Here is a 22449-nt window from a genome sequence, read left to right on the forward strand (position 1 = left end):
AGCAGACGCTGTATCAGGCGGCCGGGCGACGCAGATCGAACAGGCGATCGGCGACAGCGTGGCGTGCAGTCTGGTCGTGGAAGATACCAACGATGGCGGCGCCGCGATCACGGGCGGCAGCGATCAGCTGCACCACGACCTCGGCGTTGCGGGCATCCAGTGAGGCGGTTGGCTCATCCAGCAGCAGTATCGGGTATTCGACAATAAAGCCGCGGGCGATATTGACCCGCTGCTGTTCGCCGCCGGAAAAGGTGCCCGGTGCCAGGCTCCAGAGCCGCTCCGGTACATTGAGTCTGCGCAGCAGTGCCAGCGCGCGGACTTCGCATTGCTCCCGCGGGATGCCCAGTTCGCGCAGCGGCTGCATCACCACGTCCAGTGTCGATACCCGCGGTATAACGCGCAGAAACTGGCTCACGTAGCCCAGTGTGCGGCGACGCACCTGCAGCAGTTCGCGGCTGCTGGCGCGGGTCAGGTCCAGCAGTTCGCCATCGTGGCGCACCTGCAGGCTGCCGCAACTGGGCAGGTAGTTGGCGTAGAGGGTGCGAAGCAGCGTACTCTTGCCGGCGCCACTTTCCCCGTGCAGCACAACGCATTCGCCGGCCTGTACGCTGAGGTCTACTCCCTGCAGCACCTCCAGCCGTGTGCCTTGCTGGTTGTGCAGAGTGAAGGTCTTGGACAGCCCCTCCAGCTTGATCATGGTGTTCATTGTTGTTTCCTTGTGCGGCGCTTGCTCGACCATAGTGTTTTCACCTTTCACCTTTCACCTTTCACCTTGCATTCGGCTGGGCTCAGGGTGTCAGGACGGATGACACCAGCAACTGGGTGTAGGGGTGCTGGGGGTCATCCAGCACCTGGTCGGTGAGTCCGGTTTCCACGACCCGGCCGTGGCGCATCACCACCAGACGCTGGGCCAGCAGCCGGGCCACGGCCAGGTCATGGGTAACGATTACAACCGCCAGGTTCAGATCCGTGACCAGGCCGCGCAGCAGATCGAGCAGCCGCGCCTGCACCGAGACATCGAGGCCACCGGTGGGCTCGTCCATGAACACCAGCCTGGGATGGGTCACCAGATTGCGGGCAATCTGCAGACGTTGCTGCATGCCGCCGGAATAGGTTGCGGGCTTGTCGTCGATCCGGGTTGTATCGAGTTCGACGTCGGCCATCCATTTGAGGCTGCGCTGGCGGATAGAGCCGTAATTGCGCTCGCCCACGGCCATCAGCCGTTCACCTATATTGGCACCGGCCGAGACGCCCATGCGCAACCCGTCGCGGGCGTGCTGGTGGACAAAACCCCACTCGGTGCGCAGCAGGCGGCGGCGCCGCGCTTCGGGCAGGGCATAGAGATCAAGCCAGCGGTTTTCCTCATCACGATAGGACACGCTGCCTGCGGTTGGGGTAACGCGGCCCGACAGGCAGGAGAGCAGGGTCGATTTTCCGGAGCCGGATTCGCCGACAATGCCCAGTACTTCACCGGGGTAAAGATCAAAGCTGACGTCCTCGCAGCCCTTGCCGGGGGCATACAGCATGGACAGGGCATTTACGCGCAGCAGGGGCGTGTCGAGATCGGTATTGTTAAACGCGGTATTCAAGCTGTTCATGCGGCGTTTTCCTTGGCGGCCTGGTCGACGGCCTGGTCGACGGCGTGGCTGCGGCTGCGGCAGTAGTCGGTGTCTGAGCAAATAAACATTTTCCCGCCTTTGTCATCGGTGATGACTTCATCGAGAAAGCTTTGATTGCTGCCGCAGATGGCGCAGCTCTGTTCCCAGCGCTGAATCTCGAAGGGGTGGTCCTCAAAATCCAGGCTCTGGACGTCGGTAAAGGGCGGCACCGCGTAGATGCGTTTTTCACGCCCGGCGCCGAACAGTTGCAGCGCGGGGGAGTGGTGCATTTTAGGGTTGTCAAATTTGGGAATCGGTGACGGATCCATGACATAGCGGCCGTTCACCAGCACCGGATAGGCATAGGTGGTGGCGATATGGCCGTGCCGGGCTATGTCCTCGTAGAGCTTGACGTGCATGACGCCATAGTCTTCCAGCGCATGCATCTTGCGGGTTTCCACTTCGCTGGGTTCGATAAAGCGCAGCGGGTCCGGAATGGGCACCTGGTAGATCAGTATCTGGCCGGCTTGAAGGGGCTGTTCCGGGATGCGGTGGCGGGTCTGGATCAGGCTGGCATCCGCGGTGCGCTCGGTGGTGGCAACGCCGGTGAGGTCGCGAAAGAACGCGCGAATACTCACGGCATTAGTGGTGTCATCGGCGCCCTGGTCTATGACCTTGAGCACATCATCGGCACCGATGACGGCTGCTGTGACCTGCATGCCACCGGTGCCCCAGCCGTAGGGCATGGGCATTTCACGGCCGCCGAAGGGCACCTGATAGCCGGGAATGGCGACGGCCTTCAGCAGCGCGCGACGAATCATGCGCTTGGTCTGTTCATCAAGATAGGCGAAGTTGTAGCCATCGCGGACGGCGTGCGCGTTCATGCGGGTATCTCCTGGGGGGCGCCGGCGGTGCGCAGTTTTCGCAAAAGTTCCAGCTCGGACTGGAAATCGACGTAGTGGGGCAACTTGAGGTGGGATACAAAGCCGGCGGCCTCGACGTTGTCGCAGTGGGCCAGCACAAACTCCTCCTGCTGCGCCGGCGAGCTGCGTTCCTCGTCGTAGTCATCGGCTTGCAGGGCGCGATCAACCAGCGCCATGGACATGGCCTTGCGCTCGGCGTAGCCAAAGGTCAGGCCGTAGCCGCGGGTAAAGCGGGCGTCCTCGTCTGCGCCATGGGTGAAGCCGTTGACCAGCTCGCACTCGGTAACCTCGATGTCGCCAATGCTGACGGCAAAGCCAAGCTCTTCAGGGGCTATCAGGACTTCAACCTCGCCGACACGGATCTCTCCTGCGAAAGGATGGTTGCGGCCATAGCCTCGCTGGGTGGAATACCCCAGCGCCAGCAGGAAGCCTTCATCGCCGCGCACCAGGGACTGCAGCCGCGCGGAGCGGTTGCAGGGAAAGCTGGGCGGGTCGCGGGTGATATCGGCAGGGGCGGCACCATCATCCTGTTCGGTCACGATCAGGTCTTCGCGCTCCAGAATCTGCAGTACGCGGGACAGGGTCTCGGGGTCTGCGGCTTCGGCTCTGGCTTCATCTGCGCCGACGGGCGCTGGCCCCTGGGCCCAGGAATCGTCTGCAGCGGCCATAAGGCTGAAGTCCAGCAGGCGGTGGCTGTAGTCAAACGTGGGCCCCAGGCGCTGGCCGCCCGGCAAATCCTTGTAGATGGCGGAGATGCGCCGATTCACCTGCATCGCTGTGGTGTCCAGCGGCAGACTGCTACAGAAGCGACTCAGGGTGGTGCGGTAGGCGCGCAGCAGGAAGATGGCTTCGACCAGATCGCCCCCCGCCTGCTTGATGGCCAGTGCCGCCAGGGTGGGGTCGCAGATGGAGCCTTCGGTCATGACCCTGGCCACGGCAAAGGGCATCTGTTGCTCGATTTGCACCACCGACAGCTCCGGCTGGGCGCGGTCGCCGCGGCGGCGCTCGGCCAGGCGCTGGTGGGCGTTTTCGATGGCTTTCTCGCCACCTTTGACTGCAACGTACATTAACGGACCTCCGTGGCTGCGGTGCTCAGGCAGCTGCTGACGCGGGTGGTGCGGGGAATGCAGATCAGCTGATGCTGATCGATCAGCATCAGGTCGATCCCCTGGGGAAAGCTATCCTGGCGGTTCAGCAGCTCGTCCAGCACGGGGCCTGTCAGGCCGCTGACATAAATCTGGCGCTCGCCGTCGATGCCGGGGCCGCTCAGGGTCAGGCAGTGGCTGCTGCGGGGGCCCTCCAGGCTGACTTCCAGCAACAGGGTCATGCCGGTTTCGGGGTATTCGGGGCTGCCACGGCCAAAGCCCTCCAGCGTCTGCAGTTCGCCCTGGCGGGCGAGGGCAAAATGCGCCTCTTCGCGCTGTCCGGTCAGGCTGAGGCCGCAATGAAAGCGCAGGTTGCGCTCTATGCCGGGGCGATCAAATTCCGGCGAGAGCCAGAGCCGCGTATCGCTGTCGAGCAGCGTCTGGCAGAGCGCGAAACTGGCTGGGGCCAGCCCCTCGGGGGTTGCGGGGCTGCAGAGCTGCACCTGGGTGCCGGGTTCGCTCATGGCTCGCAGAATCTGGCGAAAGCATTGCTGGCTGTCGTGTACGCTATCGTCGAAGCCGCGTATCAGGGTATCGCTGGACATCAGTCTTCTCCGCGGACCAGGGTGAAAAAGTCGACTTTGGTGCTGTCTGCCTCGGCGTCACGGGCGCTGCGGGCGGCACTCTGCTGCCGGGCCAGGGGCTCGATGATGTCACTGAGCAGTTGCGTCTGCCGGGCCGACTCCTGCAGCAGGGCGTCGAGCTCAGCGGCCAGGCGAGCCTGCTGCCTGTCACGCCCGGCCACAAAGGCATAGCCCAGGTGGCCGGCAGGGGATCGGACGACACAGCGGGTCAGGGTCATGTCGCCGAGGTTGAATTGCGCGCCTGTGCCGCCACTGCGGGCGCGCACCTGGGTCAGGCCCGTTTCAGGTGCCCGGATAAGCTCAAACTCGGTGTCCGGTTCCGGTCGGTACAGGGCGCAGAGCTGGGCACGCGGCGCACGGGCAAGGATGGACATCCAGTGCTGACGCGGGGTTGGGTTTTGCATTATCAAGGCTCCAGACTGTATTCAAACATGTCGCTGCGACTGAGGCTGAGGGAGTATTCCTTCAGTGCCCCTGTCGTGGCGTGGAAGTTTTGGGTATGTACTTCGAGCACAGGTACGCCGCGGCCAAGCTGCAGCTGGTTGCACTCTTCAAAGTTGGGCATGCGTGCCCGCAGCCGGGTATTGCCGCGTTTGAGCGGGCAGTTGAATTGCTGCAGCAGGAACTGGTGCACAGACCCGCTGTGGAACGCCTGCATTTTTTCGAGTTCGACATCAAACAGGTGATGGCGAATCAGACAGGCGGATCGGCCATCGATCAGACGGCAGGTCGTCAGCAGCACATAGGCTGTATTTGCGGGCAGCTCAAGCCGGTCGGCCAGGCCCGGGCGCAGCTTCTCGAGCCTGCAATCAAGTACCCGGGTTTCCAGGCTCAGACCAATGCTGGCCAGGTTGTGGCTGTAGCTGGCACGGTCATGCAGTACATAGTCGATCTTGGGTTTTGCGATCTGGTTGCCAATGCCCTGGAAGCGGCGCACCAGGCCGTCCTGCACCAGCTCATCGACCGCCCGGCGCAGGGTGTGCCGGTTTACATTGAAGCGTTCCGCCAGCTGTTTTTCCGGCGGCAGAAAGTCACCGATCTGGTACTGGTGGCGAATCTCGTCGCGCAGTTCGGTGGCGATTTTCAGGTAAACAGCCATGTTGTCTATACAAGTCCGTGAGTGAGAAAAATAGGCCGGGTCATATGAAGGCCTTGCGCAGTTGCTGTGATGACAGATCGATCAGGGTGACGCACAGAATGATCATGATCATCAGGGCGCAGGTCTGCTGAAACTGAAAGCCGCGAATGCTTTCCCACAGCACTACGCCGACACCCCCGGCACCGACCATTCCCACGACGGTGGCGGAACGCACATTGGATTCGAAGCGGTAGAGCGAGAACGAGATCCACAGTGGCAGCACCTGGGGGATCACGCCGTAGACGATTTCTTCCAGCGGGTTGGCGCCGCTGGCCCGCACGCCTTCAACCGGGTGGGGGTCTATGGCTTCTACCGCCTCGGAAAACAGCTTGGCCAGCACTCCGGTGGTGTGGATAAACAGCGCCAGCACACCGGCAAAGGGCCCCAGCCCCACGGCCACCACAAACAGCATGGCGAAGACCATTTCATTGATGGCGCGGGCTGCATCCATCAGGCGTCGGGTGGGCTGGTAGACCCAGGCGGGTACCAGGTTTTCCGAACTCATCAGCCCCAGGGGAATGGCGCAGACGATTGCCAGCACAGTGCCCCAGAGGGCTATATGCACGGTGGTGATCATTTCGCTCAGGTACAGGCGCCAGTCGCGAAAATCCGGCGGGAAAAAGTCGGCGGCAAACTCGGCCATATTGGCGCTGTCCCGGAACAGTTGCAGCGGATTCATTTCCGCCTCTTCCCAGCCCCAGCCGAGCATAAGCAATAGCGCGGCCCAGGCGAGGCTGGCCTGCCAGTTAAAGCGCTGCCGGGGCAGCTGATCGATGCGAATAGCCGTAGTCATGCGGTATGTCGTCTTGAAGTGAGGGGGCGGCGGGGTGCCGCCCCTGGGGTTAGCTGTTACGTAGGTATCCGTCGGGCATTAGCGTGCGGCGGCGTCCAGCGCCGCCATGCGACGGTTCAGTGTCGCCAGCTGGGTATCGATCTCGGCAAGTTTTTCCTGCTTTTGCCTGTCATTCAGGGTGGTGTCGCCGACCAGAGCGAGGCGCTCCTTGAACAGCACGAGCTGGCGAATAGGCAGCAGTTGATCATCGCTGGAGGGCTTGAACGGCGCCCAGCCAAGGGCCTTGAGCACAGTCAGGTGCTGCACGTTGCCGTCGGTGCCGTAACCCATGATGAAGTCATAGATTTTGCTCTTGTCGACTTCGGGCAGGTTCTTGCGCCAGACGATGGGGTCGGACGGAATCAACGGCGATTTCCAGATGACCTTGACCTTCTCCACCTTGTCCGGATGGGTCTTGGCGATACGGTCGACGTTCTCGGTGTTGTTGGTGGCGATATCCAGCTGACCATTGGCCACTGACAGGAAATTGGTTTCATGGCCGGCATTGGTCGTGCGCTTGAAAGCGACCTTGGGGTCGATGCCGTTGCGGGCGAACACGTAGTAACCGGGTACCAGGAAGCCTGAGGTGGAGTTGGGATCGCCATTGCCGAAGTTCAGCTCGCCGGCATGCTTGAGCATGTCATCAATATTGTTGATCCGGTCGTTACTGGCCTGGGTGATTAGCACGCTCCAGTAACCTGGGTTGCCGGTAACATCAATTGTCTGGGCGAAGATTTCGCCACCGGCCCGATCGACGGCTTCCATGGCGGATTTGTTGCCGAACCAGGCCACATCAACCTTGTCGAAGCGCATGCCCTGAATGATGCCGGCGTAGTCGGAGGCGAAGAAGGGTTTGACCTCGACGCCAAGCTCGCGCGACATGTCGGCCAGGAAGGGTTGCCACAGGGTTTTCAGGTTCTGCGATGATTCGGTGGAAATAATGCCGAAATTCAGCGCCTTGGCGGCGTCATCGGCCAGTGCCGTACCGGCAATGCCAAGGCTCAGGCCAAGGCCTGCGGCCAGGCCATTAAACAGTTTTTTCAGTTTCATGGGGTGAGCTCCTGTGTGCTTGAACGCCATCAGGCGGGGGAAAGAGTGAAAGTGGCTGGAGTACGGGCGGCGAGGTGCGGCTCTGTGTCCGGCAGGCCGCGATACAGCTGTGCCAGCTGATCGGCGCCCAGTTCCTGTATGGGGCCGTCGAACTGCAGCTGACCGTGGCGCAGTGCCACGGCACGGTCGCAGTAGCTGCGGGCGTAGTCGACCTGATGCAGCGTCACCACGACGGTGATGCCGTCGTCCTGGTTGATACGGCGCAGAGTCTCCATGACCAGGCGAGAGGATTCAGGGTCCAGCGAGGCGATGGGTTCGTCGGCGAGGATGATTTCTGCACGCTGCATCAGGGTGCGGGCAATGGCGACCCTCTGCTGCTGGCCGCCGGACAGGGTAGAGGCCCGCTGCCTGGCAAAGTCCGCCATGCCGACGCGCGCCAGGGCGTCAAGGGCGTCCTGCTGTTCGGCTTGGGTAAAGTGGCCGGTCAGGCTGCGCCAGACAGGGATGCGGCTCAGGCCGCCGATCAGCACATTGTTGAGTACGCTCAGACGACCGATCAGGTTGAACTGCTGAAAAACATGACCAATGCGGGCACGGGATTGGCGTACGCCAGGCTGCAGTCGGCCGTTGCGCTGAACGTCACGACCCAGCACCTGCACATGGCCCTGACTCTGACGATCGGCCAGAGTCAGCCCAGAGATGTGGCGCAACAGAGTGGACTTGCCAGATCCGGAGGGCCCAATCAGGGCGACCATCTCTCCCTGGCTGATTTGCAGGTCGACGTCGCACAGAGCCTGCTGACTGGGGTTGAACGACTTGCGAATGGAGTGAATATCGATAACGTGCATGAGGGCCTCTGTTGTTGTCCCGGCGATGGAGGCAACTTTAAAGAGGCTTCGTGACAGTGCGGTTATCTAGACATGTACGACAGGTGTCGGTTTTATGACCCTTTCAGTTCGAGTGTGCGAGAACGCCGGCTCAGGCGGCGCCGTTGAGCAATGGCATCAGCTCACTGCGACAGGCCTCGCTGTTGCCCAGGCGTTCAGGGGCGCTGACATCGACCAGCAGAACGCGGCGGTTGTCGAGCGCCAGGCTCAGGGTAACGCAGCGCTGACCGGTGCTGATATCGAGGTAGGGCGCCGAGCGCAGGATGCGGCGCTGGTAGTCGGTGGAGCCAATCAGCTGGTAAAAGTACGGCCGCCAGCTCCAGTTGTTGCCGACCACACTGCTGTCGGTCTGCCACTGGCCCTCGTTAAAACTGTAATTGGGCGAAGTCTGATCGCCTTCGCGGTTGCAGATATACAGACGCTGGATGTCGGAGCTTGGATAGTAATTTTCCAGTGCCGCGCTGCCGTTGCCGGTGACGAGCAGGTCGCGCAGCGCCAGCAGGCTGCTGTGCAGACGCTTTTCCTGCCACTGGGCCCTGGCGGTATGCTCTACTGACATGTCCAGACGGCGGTTCAGCAGTTGTCGCACCCGTGCCTTTGTCGAGTCGGCGTCGACAAATTCGGGCAGTGCCGGAGCAAAGACATATCCCTGCACATAGCTGGCATTGCACTGCAGAGCGAGATAAAAATCCTCGGCGGTTTCTACGCCCTCGCAGACGATCTTGCTGCCCAGTTGCGCGCCCATCTGGCCGACCATCTGCAGAATCGCCTCTTTACGGGCATTGCATGCACCAATGTGGAACATGCGCAGGTCCAGCTTGATCAGGTTGGGGGTGAAGGAGAGCAGGCGGTCAAGCTGCTGGAAGCCGGTGCCAAAGTCGTCGTAGGCAATGCCAAGGCCTGCGGCACGGTAACGGCTGGCCTGGCGGTGAATCTGTTCAATGTCGCCGTTTTGTTCGGTGATCTCCATTATCAGCCGGGCAGGATCCAGTCCGAGTTGTCGGATCATCGACAGCGTGGGTTGGTCATCATTGGCCTGCAGGTTGTCGATCCACTCAGGCGACAGATTCAGGCTCAGGAACTGCGGGCCATCCAGGGTGCTGAATTTTTGCAGTGCCTGAAAGCGTACGCTGCGATCCACGTCGAGGCGCTCGGCAGCAGAGCGGGCCGGGTCAGTGAAAATGTCTGCAGCCGACTCGACTTCGCCCCTAGGCCCCTTGCGGCGGGCCAGGGCTTCGAACCCGGCAACCCGGCCGCTGGCGACTTCGACAATAGGCTGAAACCAGGGAAATACCGTCTCGCTCATACTGACCTCGTGTTTCTGCTGATGCTGTGGCTATCACTTCTGGGCAAGAATAAGGCAATCGCCGTGCCAGGCTGATATGCAGCAGAGCCTGGTCGGACTGTCGACCATAGTCGGGGCTGGAAAATGATATCTTTGCTTTGGCATCACCGCCGTATGGGTAATAATGAACGCTGTTTTTGTCGTTATGAGTCAGCGCTACGAATGCTTTCAGGGAAACGCGTTAACCACATCACAGATCCCCTCCCGCTTAGCTGGGTGCCGGATCCCAAACGCCTTGATCTGTTCGCCAAAGATCCTGCCGCTGGCCCACAGCTGCTGTTCTTTACCGGCGGTTCAGCGCTGGACAGTACCAGCCGTGCCCTCAAGCGTTTTACCCATAATTCTGTGCATCTGGTGACCCCCTATGATTCGGGGGGCAGTTCGGCGATTCTGCGCCAGGCCTTTTCGATGCCGGCCATCGGTGACCTGCGCAGCCGGCTGATGTCGCTGGCGGATGAGCGGGTGACGGGGCACCCGGAAGGTGTGCGGCTGTTTGCACATCGGCTGTCCAGGGACGACGATGCGGCACTGCTGCGGGCGGAGCTGGATTGCATTATCGCCGGTGTACACCCGCTGGCGGCGGTGATTGAAGAACAGACCCGGGAGCTGATCTGTATTCAGCTGCAAGCCTGTCGCGAAGCCATGGCAGAGGATTTTGATCTGCGTGGTGCCAGCATTGGTAACCTGGTACTGGCGGGCACTTATCTGCGCAATGACAAGAATCTGGATGCGGCCATCGCCGAGTTTGCCCGCCATGCCCAGGTGCTGGGCGGCGTACACACAGTAACCAATGACAATTACCATCTGGTGGCGCATCTGGATGACGGCTCCAGAGTGATAGGTGAACACCTGATCACCAGCCTGGATCTGGCGGCCAGGAATGCGGTGATCGAACAGCTGAGCCTGAGCCATTCGCTGGATGAGTGGCAGCCGGTACAGTCGGTGCTGTCCGAGTCGCGCCTGCGCATGATCGCCACCGCCGAGCTGATCTGTTTTCCGCCCGGCAGTTTTTACACCAGCGTGCTGGCTAATCTGCTGCCCCGCGGTGCTGGCCGGGCCATAGCGGCCAGTACCGCGCCCAAGGTGTATGTGCCGAGCCTGGGGACGGATTCTGAACAGCAGGGCATCAGCCTGACGGACACAGTGCGGCGTTTGCTGGCCGTGCTGAGTCAGGACTGTGACCAACCGATACCGGTGGAGCAGCTGTTGAACTATGTGATTATCGACAGTCGCAATGGGCGTTATAACGGCGGCATTGATGCACCGGCGCTGCAGGCTTTGGGCGTGCGGGTGCTGGACCTGCCACTGGTGTCCGAGCAGAGCGCGCCCCTGGCCGATGCGCAGCTGTTGACTGAGGCGCTGTTGTCACTGACCTGATGGTGGCGTTTTTTAGAGGATCCGGCGGGGCTTAGCTCCGCTGTTTGATTGCCCTGATGTCCCTTTTCCGCACCTATTGGCGGCTCTGAACCTCCCGAGCTCAGCCGTCGTGCTGCCCCCCGTCGTTATACAGTCCTCTCGGTGCATCGTCTGTAGCTGCGGTGCAACACCGCTGCGATGCATCACTATCCTCCAGTATTCCTCTATTGTGGCACCTCTGCGGTGGCTGAATTTACTTCAGCTATAGTTGTGCTATTTGAATTAGAAAGAAGAGCGGGTTACAGACGCTACTAAGAAGCACTGTTAAGTCTTGCAAAACCCATTCACCCGAAGGAGAGGTCTATGTCGGTAGCTGTCGCGTCCCGCATGGAGCACCTGGATGACAGTTCGCTGGGCCAGGCGCTGGTCAGGGCCGGGCGCTTGTCGGAAGCGGACTTGCTTAGAGTCGAGCGCATGCGTGCCGGCCAACCTGAGGCGGCTGGGCTATCGGCTCTGTTGGTCAAGCTCGGGCTGGTATCCGAGCGCAATATGGCGGCCAGTCTGGCCGAGCTGCTGCAGTTGCCACTGGCCCAGGTGGCGGACTATCCGCAGGTTGCAGTGCTGGATGGCAGCTTGTCGTACCGTTTCATGAAGGAGGCGCAGCTGATACCACTGCGCCTTGATGATGAAACTCTGGTGCTGGCCATGGCCTGCCCACAGGATACCTTTGCCCGGGAGGCGGTGGCACTGGCGGTGGATAAGTCCCTCAGCGTAGTGGTGGGGGTTGGATCTGATATCGATGCGGCGCTGGAGCGACTGCACGGTGAGGGCCAGAGCCAGATGGGAGGCATTTTGTCCGAGGTGGCACCCAGCGAGGATGTCGAGGAGAGTGTTGAACTGCTGATGGACATGGCCAGCGGCGCGCCTGTGATACGGCTGGTCAATCTGATTATTCAGCGTGCGGTCGAGGCGCGGGCGTCGGATATTCATATAGAACCCTTCGAAAATAGTCTCAAGGTGCGCTTTCGTATCGACGGCGTACTCAAGGAAGGCGAAGCGCCGCCGGTGAAAATGTCCCCGGCGGTGATTTCCCGTATCAAGATAATGGCGCGGCTCAATATTGCCGAGCGACGTCTGCCCCAGGATGGTCGTATCGAATTGCGGGTGCAGGGGCAGGATCTGGATGTGCGTGTTTCCACCGTGCCCACCATGCACGGTGAGAGCGTGGTGCTGCGTTTGCTGAACCGCGAAAGTGTGTCGCTGGATTTCATCGAGCTGGGGTTTTCCGAAGACATTCGCCAAGACCTGGAACAACTGCTCAAAATTCCCAATGGCATGATTCTGGTGACGGGCCCCACCGGTAGCGGTAAAACCACCACGCTCTACACCGCCATGCACCGCCTGAATACGCCAGATCGCAAGCTGATTACAGTGGAAGATCCGGTGGAGTACCAGCTCGAGGGTATTAATCAGATCCAGGTGAAATCGGCTATCGGTTTGAGCTTTGCCAACGCGCTGCGCTCCATCGTGCGGCAGGATCCGGACGTTATTATGGTGGGCGAGATGCGCGACCTGGAAACTGCCCGCATTTGCATTCAGTCGGCCCTCACCGGTCATCTGGTGCTTTCCACCCTGCATACCAATGATGCCGCCAGCAGTGTGACCCGTTTGCTCGAAATGGGCGTAGAGGACTATCTGCTCACCTCGACTCTGCATGCGGTTGTCGGCCAGCGCCTGGTGCGCTTGCTGTGCAATCATTGCAAGGAAGCTTATGAACCGCTGGAGGAAGTGACCCGGGAACTCAGGCTCAAGGAGATGAACGCAGGACAGCCGGTGCGGCTGTACCGCGCCAGGGGCTGCGACCACTGCCAGAATACGGGTTTTCATGGCAGGCTGGTGATCCATGAGTTGCTGATGATGAACGATGAAGTGCGCCGCTTGGCGCTGCAGCATGCGGATTCGGGGCGGATTCTGCAGGCCGCCCGGGCCGCCGGAATGCGTACCCTGTACGAGGATGGCTGCCTGAAAGCCCTGGCGGGCCTGACCAATCTCGAAGAAGTGATTCGTGTTACCCAGGAGTCCTGAGTCATGGCGCAGTTTCAGTACCGGGCGGTAACGGCGGAAGGCGAGGAGCGCAGCGGTGCGCTCGAAGCCGCCGATCAGGCCGCTGCGGTGCAGCAGCTGCAGCGCGGCGGTCTGATTCCCATCTCGGTGGCTGAGGCGGGCAGCGCTACAGGCTTGGCCTCGCTGCTGCAGCTGAAACTGACCCTGGGCGCATCCTCGCAGCGTCAGGTGCTGCAGTTCAGTCTGGACCTTGCGACCCTGATGCGCGCCGGTGTCACCCTGGACAGGGCGCTGGATATCATGCGTCGCGTCGCGGGTGACGAGCAATCGCTGGCACTGCTGGGGCGAATTCAGGATGGCGTGCGCAAGGGACAGGCGCTTTCAGTTGTATTGAAAGAACAGGGTGGTCGCTTTTCGCGTTTTTATATCAGCATGGTGCATGCCGCCGAGATGTCCGGCAGCCTGGCGGACGGCCTGGGCGATTTGGCACTCTATCTTGAGCGCAGCCGCGAATTGCGCGAAAAAACCCTGTCGGCGCTACTCTATCCGCTGATACTGCTGAGCGTTGCCGGGCTCTCGCTGCTGGTGATTCTGACCTATGTTATTCCGCAGTTTCAGCAACTGTTCGATGATATGGGCAAGGCGCTGCCGCTTTCGACTCAGATAGTGATCGGCCTGGCCGAGCTGGTGCGCGATGGCGGACCCTGGGCGCTGTTATCGCTGATCCTGTTCGGGCTCTGGTTACGGCGCCGCTTGCAGGAGCCAGATGTACGGCTGCGCTGGGATGCCTGGCTGTTGCGTCTGCCGCTGCTGGGCAGCCTGTTGCAACGCCTGGATACGGCCCGTTTCAGTCGCAGTCTGGGCACACTGGTGCGCGGTGGCGTGCCGCTGTTGAGTGCGTTGCAGATAGCACGGGAAACGCTTTCAAACAGCATGATGGTGCAGGGCGCCGATACCGCTGCGGCGAGCCTGAAAGAGGGGCGCCGTCTTGCCGAGCCACTGCAGGCCACAGGCGTGTTTCCAACCCTGGCGCTGCAGATGATCCAGGTGGGTGAGGAAACCGGCCAACTCGATGACATGCTGCTCAAGGTGGCGGATGTCTATGACCGCGAGGTGGCCAATGCTCTGCAACGCATGTTGACCATTCTGGAACCCGTACTGATCGTGGGGCTCGGGCTGATGATCGCCGGCATTATCATGTCGATCCTGGTTGCGATCATGTCCATCAACGAATTGCCACTTTGACCCCTGCCAACCGACCCTGAGGACTGCTAATCGTGAGTATTTTCGCCATCCATGCAAAGCCCCCCGTAGCCTCTGCCAGAGCGAGGTTCAGGTCCGCAGGCTTTACGCTGCTTGAGCTCTTGGTGGTGCTGGTAATTCTCGGGTTGCTGGCAAGTCTGGTCGGCCCGCAGGTGCTCAAGCACCTGGGCACCTCCAAAACCAAAACGGCGGCGCTACAGGTTGAAGAACTGAGTGCGGCGCTCGACCTGTACCGGCTTGAAGTGGGCCGTTATCCGACGGGGGCCGAGGGGCTGGATGCGCTAATCAAGCAACCCTCCAGTGCGCCTAACTGGAATGGCCCCTATCTGAAGAAAACCGTGGTACGCAAAGATCCCTGGGGCTATGACTATTTCTATGTCTTTCCCGGCCAGCACGGCGAGTTTGATCTTTATTCTCTGGGCGCTGATAACCGCGATGGCGGTGATGGGGAGAATCAGGATGTGCGCAGCTGGGAGTAACACTGGAGCCAGGCTGGCGTGAAAGCTGGCACCCAAACGGGCTTTACGCTGCTGGAGCTGCTGCTAGTGCTGGTGCTGGCTACGCTGATGCTGAGCTTGGTTGTGCCGCGCTTTGCCGCCGTGGTACCCGGCGTCGAGCTCAAAAGCACGGCGCAGAAAACGGCGTCTTTGCTGCGCTATGCCCGCAGCCGGGCGATGGCGGAAAGTCGCCTGATCGCCATTGAGCTTGATTCGCAGGCCCACACGTTGCGCCTGAGTCATAGTGATGCTCCCGTTGTTCTGCCAGACAGCATAGAACTGAGCGTCAGCGATACCGGTAACCTGGCGCTGGGGCATGAAATTTTGCCGCCCTCGGCCGTTAATGCCTCGATGCCAGGGCCGAGTATTCGCTTCTATCCCGATGGCAGCTCCAGTGGCGGCAGTCTGTTGCTCAGTGGCCCGTCCGGGCATTACCGCATCGACGTCGACTGGTTGACCGGCCGGGTGCAAATTGATACCGGATTCCGGGCGGAGGCTGCCCCCCATGGTTAGGTCGTTTAACGCTCGTGCCAGTGGGCAGCGCGGCTTTACGCTGCTGGAAGTGCTGGTGGCCTTCGTGATTCTGGCGCTGTCCCTGGGTGTCATTTTGCAGATTTTCTCCCTGACCATGCGTACCACCAGTAGCGCCAGTGCACAGCAGCAGGCGCTGTTGCTGGCCGAATCACGTCTGGCGGAGCTTGCGAGCCTGAAGGAGTTGCGCTCGGGGCGAGACCAGGGCCCTATTGATGAGCGCTTTGATTGGTCCTCGCGCATTGAACGCTTCACGTTTGCGGATCAGGAACCGACTGTGGAGTCCCTCTGGGTGCCCTACAAAATTGATGTGACGGTGCACTGGGGTGCCAATCAGGAACTCACCCTGACCACCCTGCGCCTGGTCAACGAGCAATGAATACCAGGGCCTGCGGGCGCCACAGCCAGGGTTTTACCCTGGTGGAACTGTTGATCGCGCTCTTGCTGACGGGCCTGGTGGCAATGCTGGTGTTCGGCGCCTTTCGCATCGCCACGGGCAGCTGGGAGCGGGTAATCCGGCAACAGGAGCGGGCGCACGAAAGCTACCTGGTACAGAGTTTTGTGCGGCGCTTGCTGGAGCAGGCGCAGCCCTTGAGCGTGCGGGATATCGAAACGCGACTGTCGGTTGCGATGCAGGGGGATGAACAGCAGCTGACCTTTGTTACCCAGCTACCGGCGCGGCGCGGTCTGGCACAACTCTACTGGTGTCAGTTGCGTGTGGCGGACTCAGGCAACGGCCAGCCGCGCCAGTTGATCATGGCTACGCGGGCTTACACCGAAGGCGAGGCGATCGACTGGCAGAACCCGCTTGAATCGACCGGCGAGGGTCTCAATGGCGCCCAATTACCCCTTGCCGGGCCTGAAGAAAGAGTGCTGTTGCAGGGGGTCGCCGCGCTTGAGCTGGAATACCTTTATTATGATGACGAAGGCGGGCCCCAGTGGCGCCGGGAGTGGAATAATGAGTCGGTATTGCCTTATTTGGTGCGCCTGCGAGTGTTGCCGGAGGGTGCCGATGGCCTGGCAGGCGAATCTGTTACCGCCTTCTGGCCGCAGCTGACCGTGTCACCGTCGGAGTACCGCTATGGCGGCAAAACACTGTTGTAATCATTCCGGGCCCGGTGGGGCTGGCTGTTATCAGCGGGGCCTGGCGCTGGTCGCTGTGCTCTGGGTGCTGGTGCTGCTGTCGCTGATGGCGGCCAACCTGTCCCAGGGTAGTCGCAGCAATGCCCAGCTGGCCCAGAATCTGGTGGCGGCGACTCAGGGCAAGTATGCCAGCGAGGCAGGCATGCAGTGGGCGCTATGGAATCTGCAGCAAGCGACAGAGCAACAGTGGTTGGCGGATGGCAGTGTACAGCGGCTGTTGCTGGATGATATCCCGGTGCGGGTGGCGCTGCAGGACGAGAGTGGCAAAATTGATCTGAATGCGGCTCCGGTGGAATTGCTCAGCGGGCTCTTTCTTGCCGCCGAGCTGGATAGCGCCACGGCGGATGCGCTGGCCGATGCGATTATGGATTGGCGTGACGGCGACGATCTGCGTCGCCTTAACGGTGCAGAAGACGATGATTACCTGGCAGCGGGTCGGGAAGAGGGGGCCAAGGATGCGCCCTTTGAGAGGGTCGAGGAACTGCAACGGGTGCTGGGTATGACGGCGGATATTTATAGCCGTGTTAAAGGCAGTCTTACAGTCTTCAATGGCGTAGGTCTTATCCATCCGCTCTATGCGCCTCGTCTGGCATTGCTGGCGTTACCCGGAGCGGATGAGGGCACTGTGGATCAGTATATCGAACAGCGGCGCCGTAACCGCGCTGATGGGCTGGAGGCGCCGGCCCCGCCTTTGCCAGAATCGCAATACATTGGCGCAGGGCGCGAGGGCGCCTATTACACCGTACTGGCCGAAGCCGAGGTAGGCCCTGTGGTGCGGGCCCGTTTCAGCGCCCAAATACAGCGTCGCGGCCGTTCTGCCCAGACTGGGCTGAGCCGAGTACAGCGCGAAATGGAGCCACTGTTTGCAGAGGATGACCAGTAAAAAAATGGTTGTAGTCGTTGGCTCCCTGGTACAAATACTCTGAAGTTGTCTGCCTTGCACTTGGGCTCCTGCGCCTAATATGAACTAGGCTCAACGAATAATTATTTTATTAAATAAGGAGATACCGGTGATCGAGACAACCGGTAGCCGATTTCAGCGTTGGCGGGAGGGGCTTTTTGCGCCTCTGTCCGGTTTTTGGTATTGGTGGAGCGCCGAATTGTGCGGGCTGCTGCCTGCCAGCTGGCGCCAGCGTTTCAGTATGACTGCACTGGTGCTGCGTATTGAGCAGCTGGAAAATCCTCAGCTGGTGGTGCTGGATAATGATGAAGAAGCCTATCGCGTGCCGCTGGATGCAGCCCCTGCACCGCAATTACGCCAGCAATTGCAGCAGATGGCGCGTGATACCGGGCACACCCTGCTGCAGCTCGATGGCCGCAGCGTTTTGCACAAGGTGTTGACCCTGCCTGGGGTTACCGAATCGCGACTTGAGTCGGTGCTGGGGTTCGAGATGGATCGTCACACGCCCTTTCGTGCCGATGAGGTTTACTACGGCTACCGGGTCGCCCGCCGCGACAGCGTGAATCAGCGAATTTTGGTGGATCTGTATCTGTTGCCGCGCAGCCGTCTGGATAAGGTGCTGCGACAGTTGCAGAGTTTTGGCATCGCGCCCACCGCTGTTTTCCCCCTTGATGCCGTTACGCCCAGCGCATTGGAACGTCAGACTCTCAACCTGCTGCCCAAACCGCAGCGCTCCAGCGTCGGTCAGCAGCGCCAGCGTTCATTGCGCAACCGAATTCTGTTGGCGGTGGTTTTACTGGCGCTGCTGGCGGGCTTCCCGCTGTATGAGCGCTCGGAGCGGGTAGCCAGGCTTGAGGCTGAACTGGAGCTGCCCCGCAGCGAGGCACAACGGGCCCAGCAGGTGCGCACCGAAATTGATGTGCTGGTGAATGGGCGGCAATTTCTGGGGCGCAAAAAGGCGGCTCAGGTGCCGGCATTAGTCATCCTTGATGAGCTGACGCGGTTGCTGCCGGACAATACCTGGCTGAGCCGCTTTGAGCTGAACGGCAAGACCCTGCGAATTCAGGGGGAGTCGGGCAGTGCTTCATCGCTTATTGGCTTGCTGGAAACGTCGGATCAGTTCATGGCGGTGGATTTCAACTCGCCGGTGACCATCAACCCGCGCAGCCGTCGCGAGCGCTTCAGTATTGAAGCGCAACTGGAAACTGATGCAACTGCATCTGTTACGGGGGCAGCGCCATGAATCATCTGAACCCGCACCGCAGCCGGCTACTGGCTGTGGGTTTGCTGCTGATACTGTTGTTGCTTGTGGCGCTGCTTGTCAGGCCGGTACTGAGCGGCTATTTGAACTACGGTGAGCGCATAGAATCGCTTGAGAATCAGCTATCGATCTATCAGCGTCTGGCGGAGGGGCTTGCCGATGCCCAGGCGCGCCTGGCCAGCCTGCGGGCAGCGGAGCCGGTTACCGATCTTTACTTGCCGCAGAACAAGCCGGCACTGGCGGCGGCGCATTTACAGCAGTATCTGCATAGTCAGGTCAGTCGCGGTGGTGGCCAGGTCATCAGTACTCAGATTCTGACGTCGGCCGAGGCGGGACCTTTGCAAACCATCGCCATTCAGGTGCACATGCGTGGTGAACTCGATGATCTGGTGGACCTGCTCTATAGCCTGGAATTGGGCAAGCCTGCTCTGTTTGCCGAGAACATTACCGTACTGGCCAATCCACGTCGACAAGCCCGGGTGTTACGCCGGACCAACCGCCAAGTTGAATCCCAGGTCGTGCCAGCACTGGACATTCGCTTTGACCTGACAGGCTTTGCGCCGCGGGAAAAAACATTATGATCAAACAGCGAAATGACTTGGCCATCCTGGTGCTGCTTGTTGTTTTGTTGGCATTAATGCTGCCATCAGTGTCGCTGCACTCCGCGCAGGAAGACGATACTGTGCAGCTATCCGCGACACCGCAGGCCGGGCAGTCTGTGGCCAGCTCGTCGGGCCCCGTTCTGGCTGAAGGAACTCAGGTTGATGAAGTGTTGCCGGCGTATGCGCCGCGCAGTCAGTTTGATGCAATGCTGGAACGCCCGCTGTTTCAGGCTAGTCGCAGGCGTCAAGCCGGCGCAATCAGCGGCGGCTCGGCCCAGGAGCTGCGGGAAACCTGGAAACTGACTGGCATAGTGCTGGTGGGTGATGAGGTGCGTGCGCTATTCAAGGAACGTAATGGTGAGCGCCGTCTGCGCCTGGGGACCGGCATGCCACTGGATTCCAGCTGGGTGCTGGAGGAAATCAATGTGCAAACGGTCGTTATGGGCTCGGGGGATGAGCAGGTGACGCTGCAACTGCTGGAGCCCAGAGACAGCACAGCCAATGCCGTGCCCGAACGGGCGGCCCGGCCTGATATCGATGCCAATGCCGCGCCGCTGGATGAACGCACCCGCGAAGCCTTGCGCCAGCTTGAACAGCAAGCCGAATCCGTGAAGAGGACTCTGAATGAGTAATGTTGTCAAAATTGCGCTGCTGCTGACTTCCTGTCTGGCACTGAGTGCCTGTGCTCTGCAAGACATGCAGAATCCGGATGCGCTCGATAATCCCTGGCGTAACCCGGATGCCCAGCGCCCGGCAGGGCCCAGTGGAGCCAGTGCCGTGAGCCGCAAGGTGCAGGAAGGTTCGGCAGAACCGACGCGTTTTGCCGCCGAGGCCGGTGCTCCACCGGGTCAGGAAGCGCCGCGCACTGAGTTGTATGGCGGTAATGGCATTTTTTTTGATATCGGCAGCGATGACAAGGGTGCGCCCGTGGAGGGAGATATTACCTTTAATTTTCAGGGTGCCGAGATCAGCGAGGTGGTGAAAACCATTTTGGGGGATATCCTGCAAGCCAATTACATTCTGGATGATCAGGTGCGTGGGGTGGTCAATATGCAGACCAGTCGGCCGATCAGTCGCGATGCACTGGTACCAACGCTGGAAAAGCTGCTGCAGGTGAATGGTGCGGCCCTGATTGATCGCAACGGCTTGTATGAAGTGGTGCCCATCGACAGCGTCAACGGTGGCGCTATCAGCCTGCGGGGTCATCTGAGTGCGGATCGCGGCTACCAGATTCTGGTGGTGCCGCTGCGCTATATAGGTGCCCAGGAAATGCTCAAGATACTGGAGCCGCTAAAGCCACGCCAGGGCATGATGGAAGCCGATGAACGGCGCAATTTGCTGGTGCTGGGCGGTACTCAGGGCGAGCTGGTGAGTCTGCGCGATACCGTTAAAACCTTCGATGTGGATCAGCTGCAGGGCATGTCGGTAGGCCTGTTCCGACTGCAGTCGGTGGATGCCGAGGTGTTGGTGGCAGAGCTTGGCGCCATCTTTGGCGATGGCGCCGACGGGCCCCTGGCAGGCATGGTGCGTTTCATGCCCATCGAACGGTTGAATGCATTGCTGGTGATAACCGCACAGCGCAAATATCTGTCGGATGCCAAAACCTGGATCACCCGGCTGGATCGTAGCGAAGGCGCCCAGGGGCTGGGCATGTATGTGTATTATGTGCAGAACGGTCGGGCTGAAAACATGGCCGATATGCTGGGGCAGCTGTTTGATGGCCAGCGGCGCAACCGCCAGGCCCGCGAAGCTGAGGCGGCACGCAAGCCTGTGGCCGCCACAGCGGCGGCGCCGGACGCCGACGCCGATGGCACTGTTACCAGAGCCGAAGCCAGCGCAAGCCCCGCCAACATCGATGTGGGTGAGGTAAGCATTATCGCTGACAACGAAAACAACGCGCTGCTGATCATGGCGTCCCCCGGCGATTACGACAAGGTGCACAAGGCCATACAGAAGCTGGATGTACTGCCGTTGCAGGTACTGGTTGAGGCCACCATTGTTGAAGTCTCACTGGAAGATGAACTGCAATACGGTCTGCAATGGTTCTTCAAAAACAATTTGGGCGGTGGCGCCAGGGGTGTAGGTGCTGTCGGGCCAAGTCCAATTTCCACGGCGGCCAAAGTGATCGGCAGTGGCAGTTACGAGGTGATCAGTGGTGCCAGCACCCGGGCATTGCTGAATGTACTGGCGGCCGACTCAAGGCTCAATGTGGTGTCTTCGCCAACGCTGATGGTGCTGGACAATCATACGGCGGAAATCCGTGTGGGTGATCAGGTACCGATTCAGACCTCCCAGACGACCAACACCAGCAGTGAATCAAATATCACCAATACCATTCAGTACCGGGATACCGGTGTACTGCTGGAAGTGACGCCCCGAGTGAATGCCGGTGGCATGGTGGTGCTGGATATCACCCAGGAAGTGAACGACGTTGACCGCACCACCAGTTCGGGTATCGACTCGCCCACCATTATCCAGCGCCGGGTAAACACCAGCGTTGCCGTGCAAAGCGGCGAAACCCTGGTGCTGGGTGGCCTGATCAAGGAAAATCGCACCTACAGCGGAGAAGGCATACCCTATCTGCGCCACGTACCTCTGTTGGGCTGGGCCTTCGGTAGCCGCGGCAAGAGCACCCAGCGCACCGAACTGGTGGTGATGATTACGCCTACGGCCGTTACTGATACGGCGGATGCGCGTGAGGTCACCCGTGAATATCGCAACAAGTTGCGGGGGCTTGAGTTGCATTCCAAACCCATGGATAAAAGCGAACGGGCTTATTAATCAGGGTAAAGGCACATGTTCGTCCCACAGCACAACCCTGGGGTAGCGGCCCTGGTCGTCGTCCGGGAAAGCGCCGCTGGGAGGCTGGGCGTTGAAATAGTCGGGCAGGCTAAAGCCGTCATCGGTGTTTGTCAGCTCTGTCGTGACAGGACGGGTGCGAACCCGTTCCCTTAACAATCGGCTGCGGTAGTAGTGGCTCTTGGAGTGGCTCATGCTAGGGCCCCGTACTGGTCAGGTTTGGATATCGGTGCATCCGGCACCGATCTGGTCTGCGCGTCTTTTTATGGGATTCCCAATGTCTGGGAAAATTCCCGCACAGCCGTCGTAATCGATATAAAAGAGCACTGTACTAAGAGTTCAGGCCCCTGGTGAAAATTCGGCACATTTCACGCCAATAATCTAATTATTTGTTTTATAAAAGAATGTTCTAGATAGGGTGAGCTTGTGAAAAACTGAAATACCAGGAGGCTGTCCTAGAATGCTGGCCGTAGCGAGAGCCGACTGATTTGAGCGGGTTTTTGCGGTGTTTTAAGGCGAATAGTGGTTCT

24 protein-coding genes are annotated in these 22449 nt (G+C 60.2%); 12 read left to right on the top strand and 12 right to left on the bottom strand.

The window, feature by feature from the left end; genetic code table 11:
- Nucleotides 1–13: 13 nt before the first annotated feature.
- The 11 genes from phnL to MPRO_RS15450 form a co-directional block, all read right to left on the bottom strand.
- A complete protein-coding gene (gene phnL, locus MPRO_RS15400; protein WP_067294562.1) occupies nucleotides 14–706 on the bottom strand; it encodes a phosphonate C-P lyase system protein PhnL in 693 nt (230 codons plus the stop codon).
- Between the two features lie 82 nt (nucleotides 707–788).
- Nucleotides 789–1598, bottom strand: a complete 810-nt coding sequence (gene phnK, locus MPRO_RS15405) for a phosphonate C-P lyase system protein PhnK (protein ID WP_067294565.1) — start codon at nucleotides 1596–1598, stop codon at nucleotides 789–791.
- Nucleotides 1595–2482, bottom strand: coding sequence for an alpha-D-ribose 1-methylphosphonate 5-phosphate C-P-lyase PhnJ (locus MPRO_RS15410; RefSeq protein ID WP_067294568.1), 888 nt, complete (start codon nucleotides 2480–2482; stop codon nucleotides 1595–1597). Before MPRO_RS15410 ends, phnK begins: the two co-directional genes overlap by 4 nt.
- Nucleotides 2479–3588 (bottom strand): carbon-phosphorus lyase complex subunit, encoded by a 1110-nt coding sequence (locus tag MPRO_RS15415; RefSeq protein WP_067294571.1) that lies wholly within the window; start codon nucleotides 3586–3588, stop codon nucleotides 2479–2481. The genes MPRO_RS15410 and MPRO_RS15415 overlap by 4 nt, the downstream gene beginning before the upstream one ends.
- On the bottom strand, nucleotides 3588–4211 hold the full coding sequence (gene phnH, locus MPRO_RS15420) for a phosphonate C-P lyase system protein PhnH (RefSeq protein ID WP_067294575.1): 624 nt from the start codon (nucleotides 4209–4211) through the stop codon (nucleotides 3588–3590). Before phnH ends, MPRO_RS15415 begins: the two co-directional genes overlap by 1 nt.
- Entirely contained in the window at nucleotides 4211–4654 is a 444-nt protein-coding gene (gene phnG / locus MPRO_RS15425; protein ID WP_067294578.1) for a phosphonate C-P lyase system protein PhnG, read from the bottom strand. The genes phnH and phnG overlap by 1 nt, the downstream gene beginning before the upstream one ends.
- 2 nt (nucleotides 4655–4656) lie before the next feature.
- Nucleotides 4657–5349 (bottom strand): phosphonate metabolism transcriptional regulator PhnF, encoded by a 693-nt coding sequence (gene phnF / locus MPRO_RS15430; protein ID WP_067294581.1) that lies wholly within the window; start codon nucleotides 5347–5349, stop codon nucleotides 4657–4659.
- 40 nt (nucleotides 5350–5389) lie between these two features.
- Complete coding sequence (phnE, locus tag MPRO_RS15435) at nucleotides 5390–6181, bottom strand: phosphonate ABC transporter, permease protein PhnE (RefSeq protein WP_082708846.1); 792 nt, start codon at nucleotides 6179–6181, stop codon at nucleotides 5390–5392.
- 78 nt (nucleotides 6182–6259) lie between these two features.
- Complete coding sequence (gene phnD / locus MPRO_RS15440) at nucleotides 6260–7270, bottom strand: phosphonate ABC transporter substrate-binding protein (RefSeq protein ID WP_082708848.1); 1011 nt, start codon at nucleotides 7268–7270, stop codon at nucleotides 6260–6262.
- Nucleotides 7271–7299: 29 nt separating this feature from the next.
- Nucleotides 7300–8118, bottom strand: coding sequence for a phosphonate ABC transporter ATP-binding protein (phnC, locus tag MPRO_RS15445; protein ID WP_067294585.1), 819 nt, complete (start codon nucleotides 8116–8118; stop codon nucleotides 7300–7302).
- Nucleotides 8119–8248: 130 nt separating this feature from the next.
- Nucleotides 8249–9463, bottom strand: a complete 1215-nt coding sequence (locus MPRO_RS15450; RefSeq protein WP_067294588.1) for an EAL domain-containing protein — start codon at nucleotides 9461–9463, stop codon at nucleotides 8249–8251.
- 201 nt (nucleotides 9464–9664) lie between these two features.
- Between MPRO_RS15450 and MPRO_RS15455 the strand changes: the two genes are divergently transcribed.
- The 12 genes from MPRO_RS15455 (at nucleotide 9665) to gspD (ending at nucleotide 21901) form a co-directional block, all read left to right on the top strand.
- Nucleotides 9665–10879, top strand: a complete 1215-nt coding sequence (locus MPRO_RS15455; RefSeq protein ID WP_216821316.1) for a GAK system CofD-like protein — start codon at nucleotides 9665–9667, stop codon at nucleotides 10877–10879.
- Nucleotides 10880–11221: 342 nt separating this feature from the next.
- Nucleotides 11222–12943, top strand: a complete 1722-nt coding sequence (gspE, locus tag MPRO_RS15460; protein WP_067294592.1) for a type II secretion system ATPase GspE — start codon at nucleotides 11222–11224, stop codon at nucleotides 12941–12943.
- A gap of 3 nt (nucleotides 12944–12946) precedes the next feature.
- Complete coding sequence (locus tag MPRO_RS15465; protein ID WP_067294595.1) at nucleotides 12947–14167, top strand: type II secretion system F family protein; 1221 nt, start codon at nucleotides 12947–12949, stop codon at nucleotides 14165–14167.
- Between the two features lie 32 nt (nucleotides 14168–14199).
- On the top strand, nucleotides 14200–14664 hold the full coding sequence (gspG, locus tag MPRO_RS15470) for a type II secretion system major pseudopilin GspG (RefSeq protein ID WP_245635115.1): 465 nt from the start codon (nucleotides 14200–14202) through the stop codon (nucleotides 14662–14664).
- Nucleotides 14665–14682: 18 nt separating this feature from the next.
- A complete protein-coding gene (locus tag MPRO_RS15475) occupies nucleotides 14683–15195 on the top strand; it encodes a GspH/FimT family pseudopilin (protein WP_067294598.1) in 513 nt (170 codons plus the stop codon).
- A complete protein-coding gene (locus MPRO_RS15480; protein WP_067294601.1) occupies nucleotides 15188–15592 on the top strand; it encodes a type IV pilus modification PilV family protein in 405 nt (134 codons plus the stop codon). The genes MPRO_RS15475 and MPRO_RS15480 overlap by 8 nt, the downstream gene beginning before the upstream one ends.
- On the top strand, nucleotides 15589–16317 hold the full coding sequence (locus MPRO_RS15485; RefSeq protein ID WP_067294605.1) for a prepilin-type N-terminal cleavage/methylation domain-containing protein: 729 nt from the start codon (nucleotides 15589–15591) through the stop codon (nucleotides 16315–16317). The genes MPRO_RS15480 and MPRO_RS15485 overlap by 4 nt, the downstream gene beginning before the upstream one ends.
- Nucleotides 16295–17239: a type II secretion system minor pseudopilin gene (locus MPRO_RS15490; RefSeq protein ID WP_067294608.1), complete on the top strand. Its 945-nt coding sequence runs from the start codon at nucleotides 16295–16297 to the stop codon at nucleotides 17237–17239. The genes MPRO_RS15485 and MPRO_RS15490 overlap by 23 nt, the downstream gene beginning before the upstream one ends.
- A gap of 127 nt (nucleotides 17240–17366) precedes the next feature.
- Entirely contained in the window at nucleotides 17367–18500 is a 1134-nt protein-coding gene (locus MPRO_RS15495) for a PilN domain-containing protein (protein ID WP_067294610.1), read from the top strand.
- Nucleotides 18497–19099, top strand: coding sequence for a type II secretion system protein GspM (gene gspM, locus MPRO_RS15500; RefSeq protein ID WP_067294613.1), 603 nt, complete (start codon nucleotides 18497–18499; stop codon nucleotides 19097–19099). The genes MPRO_RS15495 and gspM overlap by 4 nt, the downstream gene beginning before the upstream one ends.
- Nucleotides 19096–19752: a hypothetical protein gene (locus MPRO_RS15505; protein ID WP_067294616.1), complete on the top strand. Its 657-nt coding sequence runs from the start codon at nucleotides 19096–19098 to the stop codon at nucleotides 19750–19752. The genes gspM and MPRO_RS15505 overlap by 4 nt, the downstream gene beginning before the upstream one ends.
- On the top strand, nucleotides 19745–21901 hold the full coding sequence (gspD, locus tag MPRO_RS15510) for a type II secretion system secretin GspD (RefSeq protein ID WP_067294619.1): 2157 nt from the start codon (nucleotides 19745–19747) through the stop codon (nucleotides 21899–21901). Before MPRO_RS15505 ends, gspD begins: the two co-directional genes overlap by 8 nt.
- Here gspD and MPRO_RS25865 read toward each other — a convergent pair whose 3' ends face one another.
- Nucleotides 21902–22114, bottom strand: coding sequence for a hypothetical protein (locus tag MPRO_RS25865; RefSeq protein WP_158651837.1), 213 nt, complete (start codon nucleotides 22112–22114; stop codon nucleotides 21902–21904).
- Between the last annotated feature and the right edge of the window lie 335 nt (nucleotides 22115–22449).

The sequence above is a fragment of the Marinobacterium profundum genome (assembly GCF_001528745.1).
Classification (GTDB): domain Bacteria; phylum Pseudomonadota; class Gammaproteobacteria; order Pseudomonadales; family Balneatricaceae; genus Marinobacterium_A; species Marinobacterium_A profundum.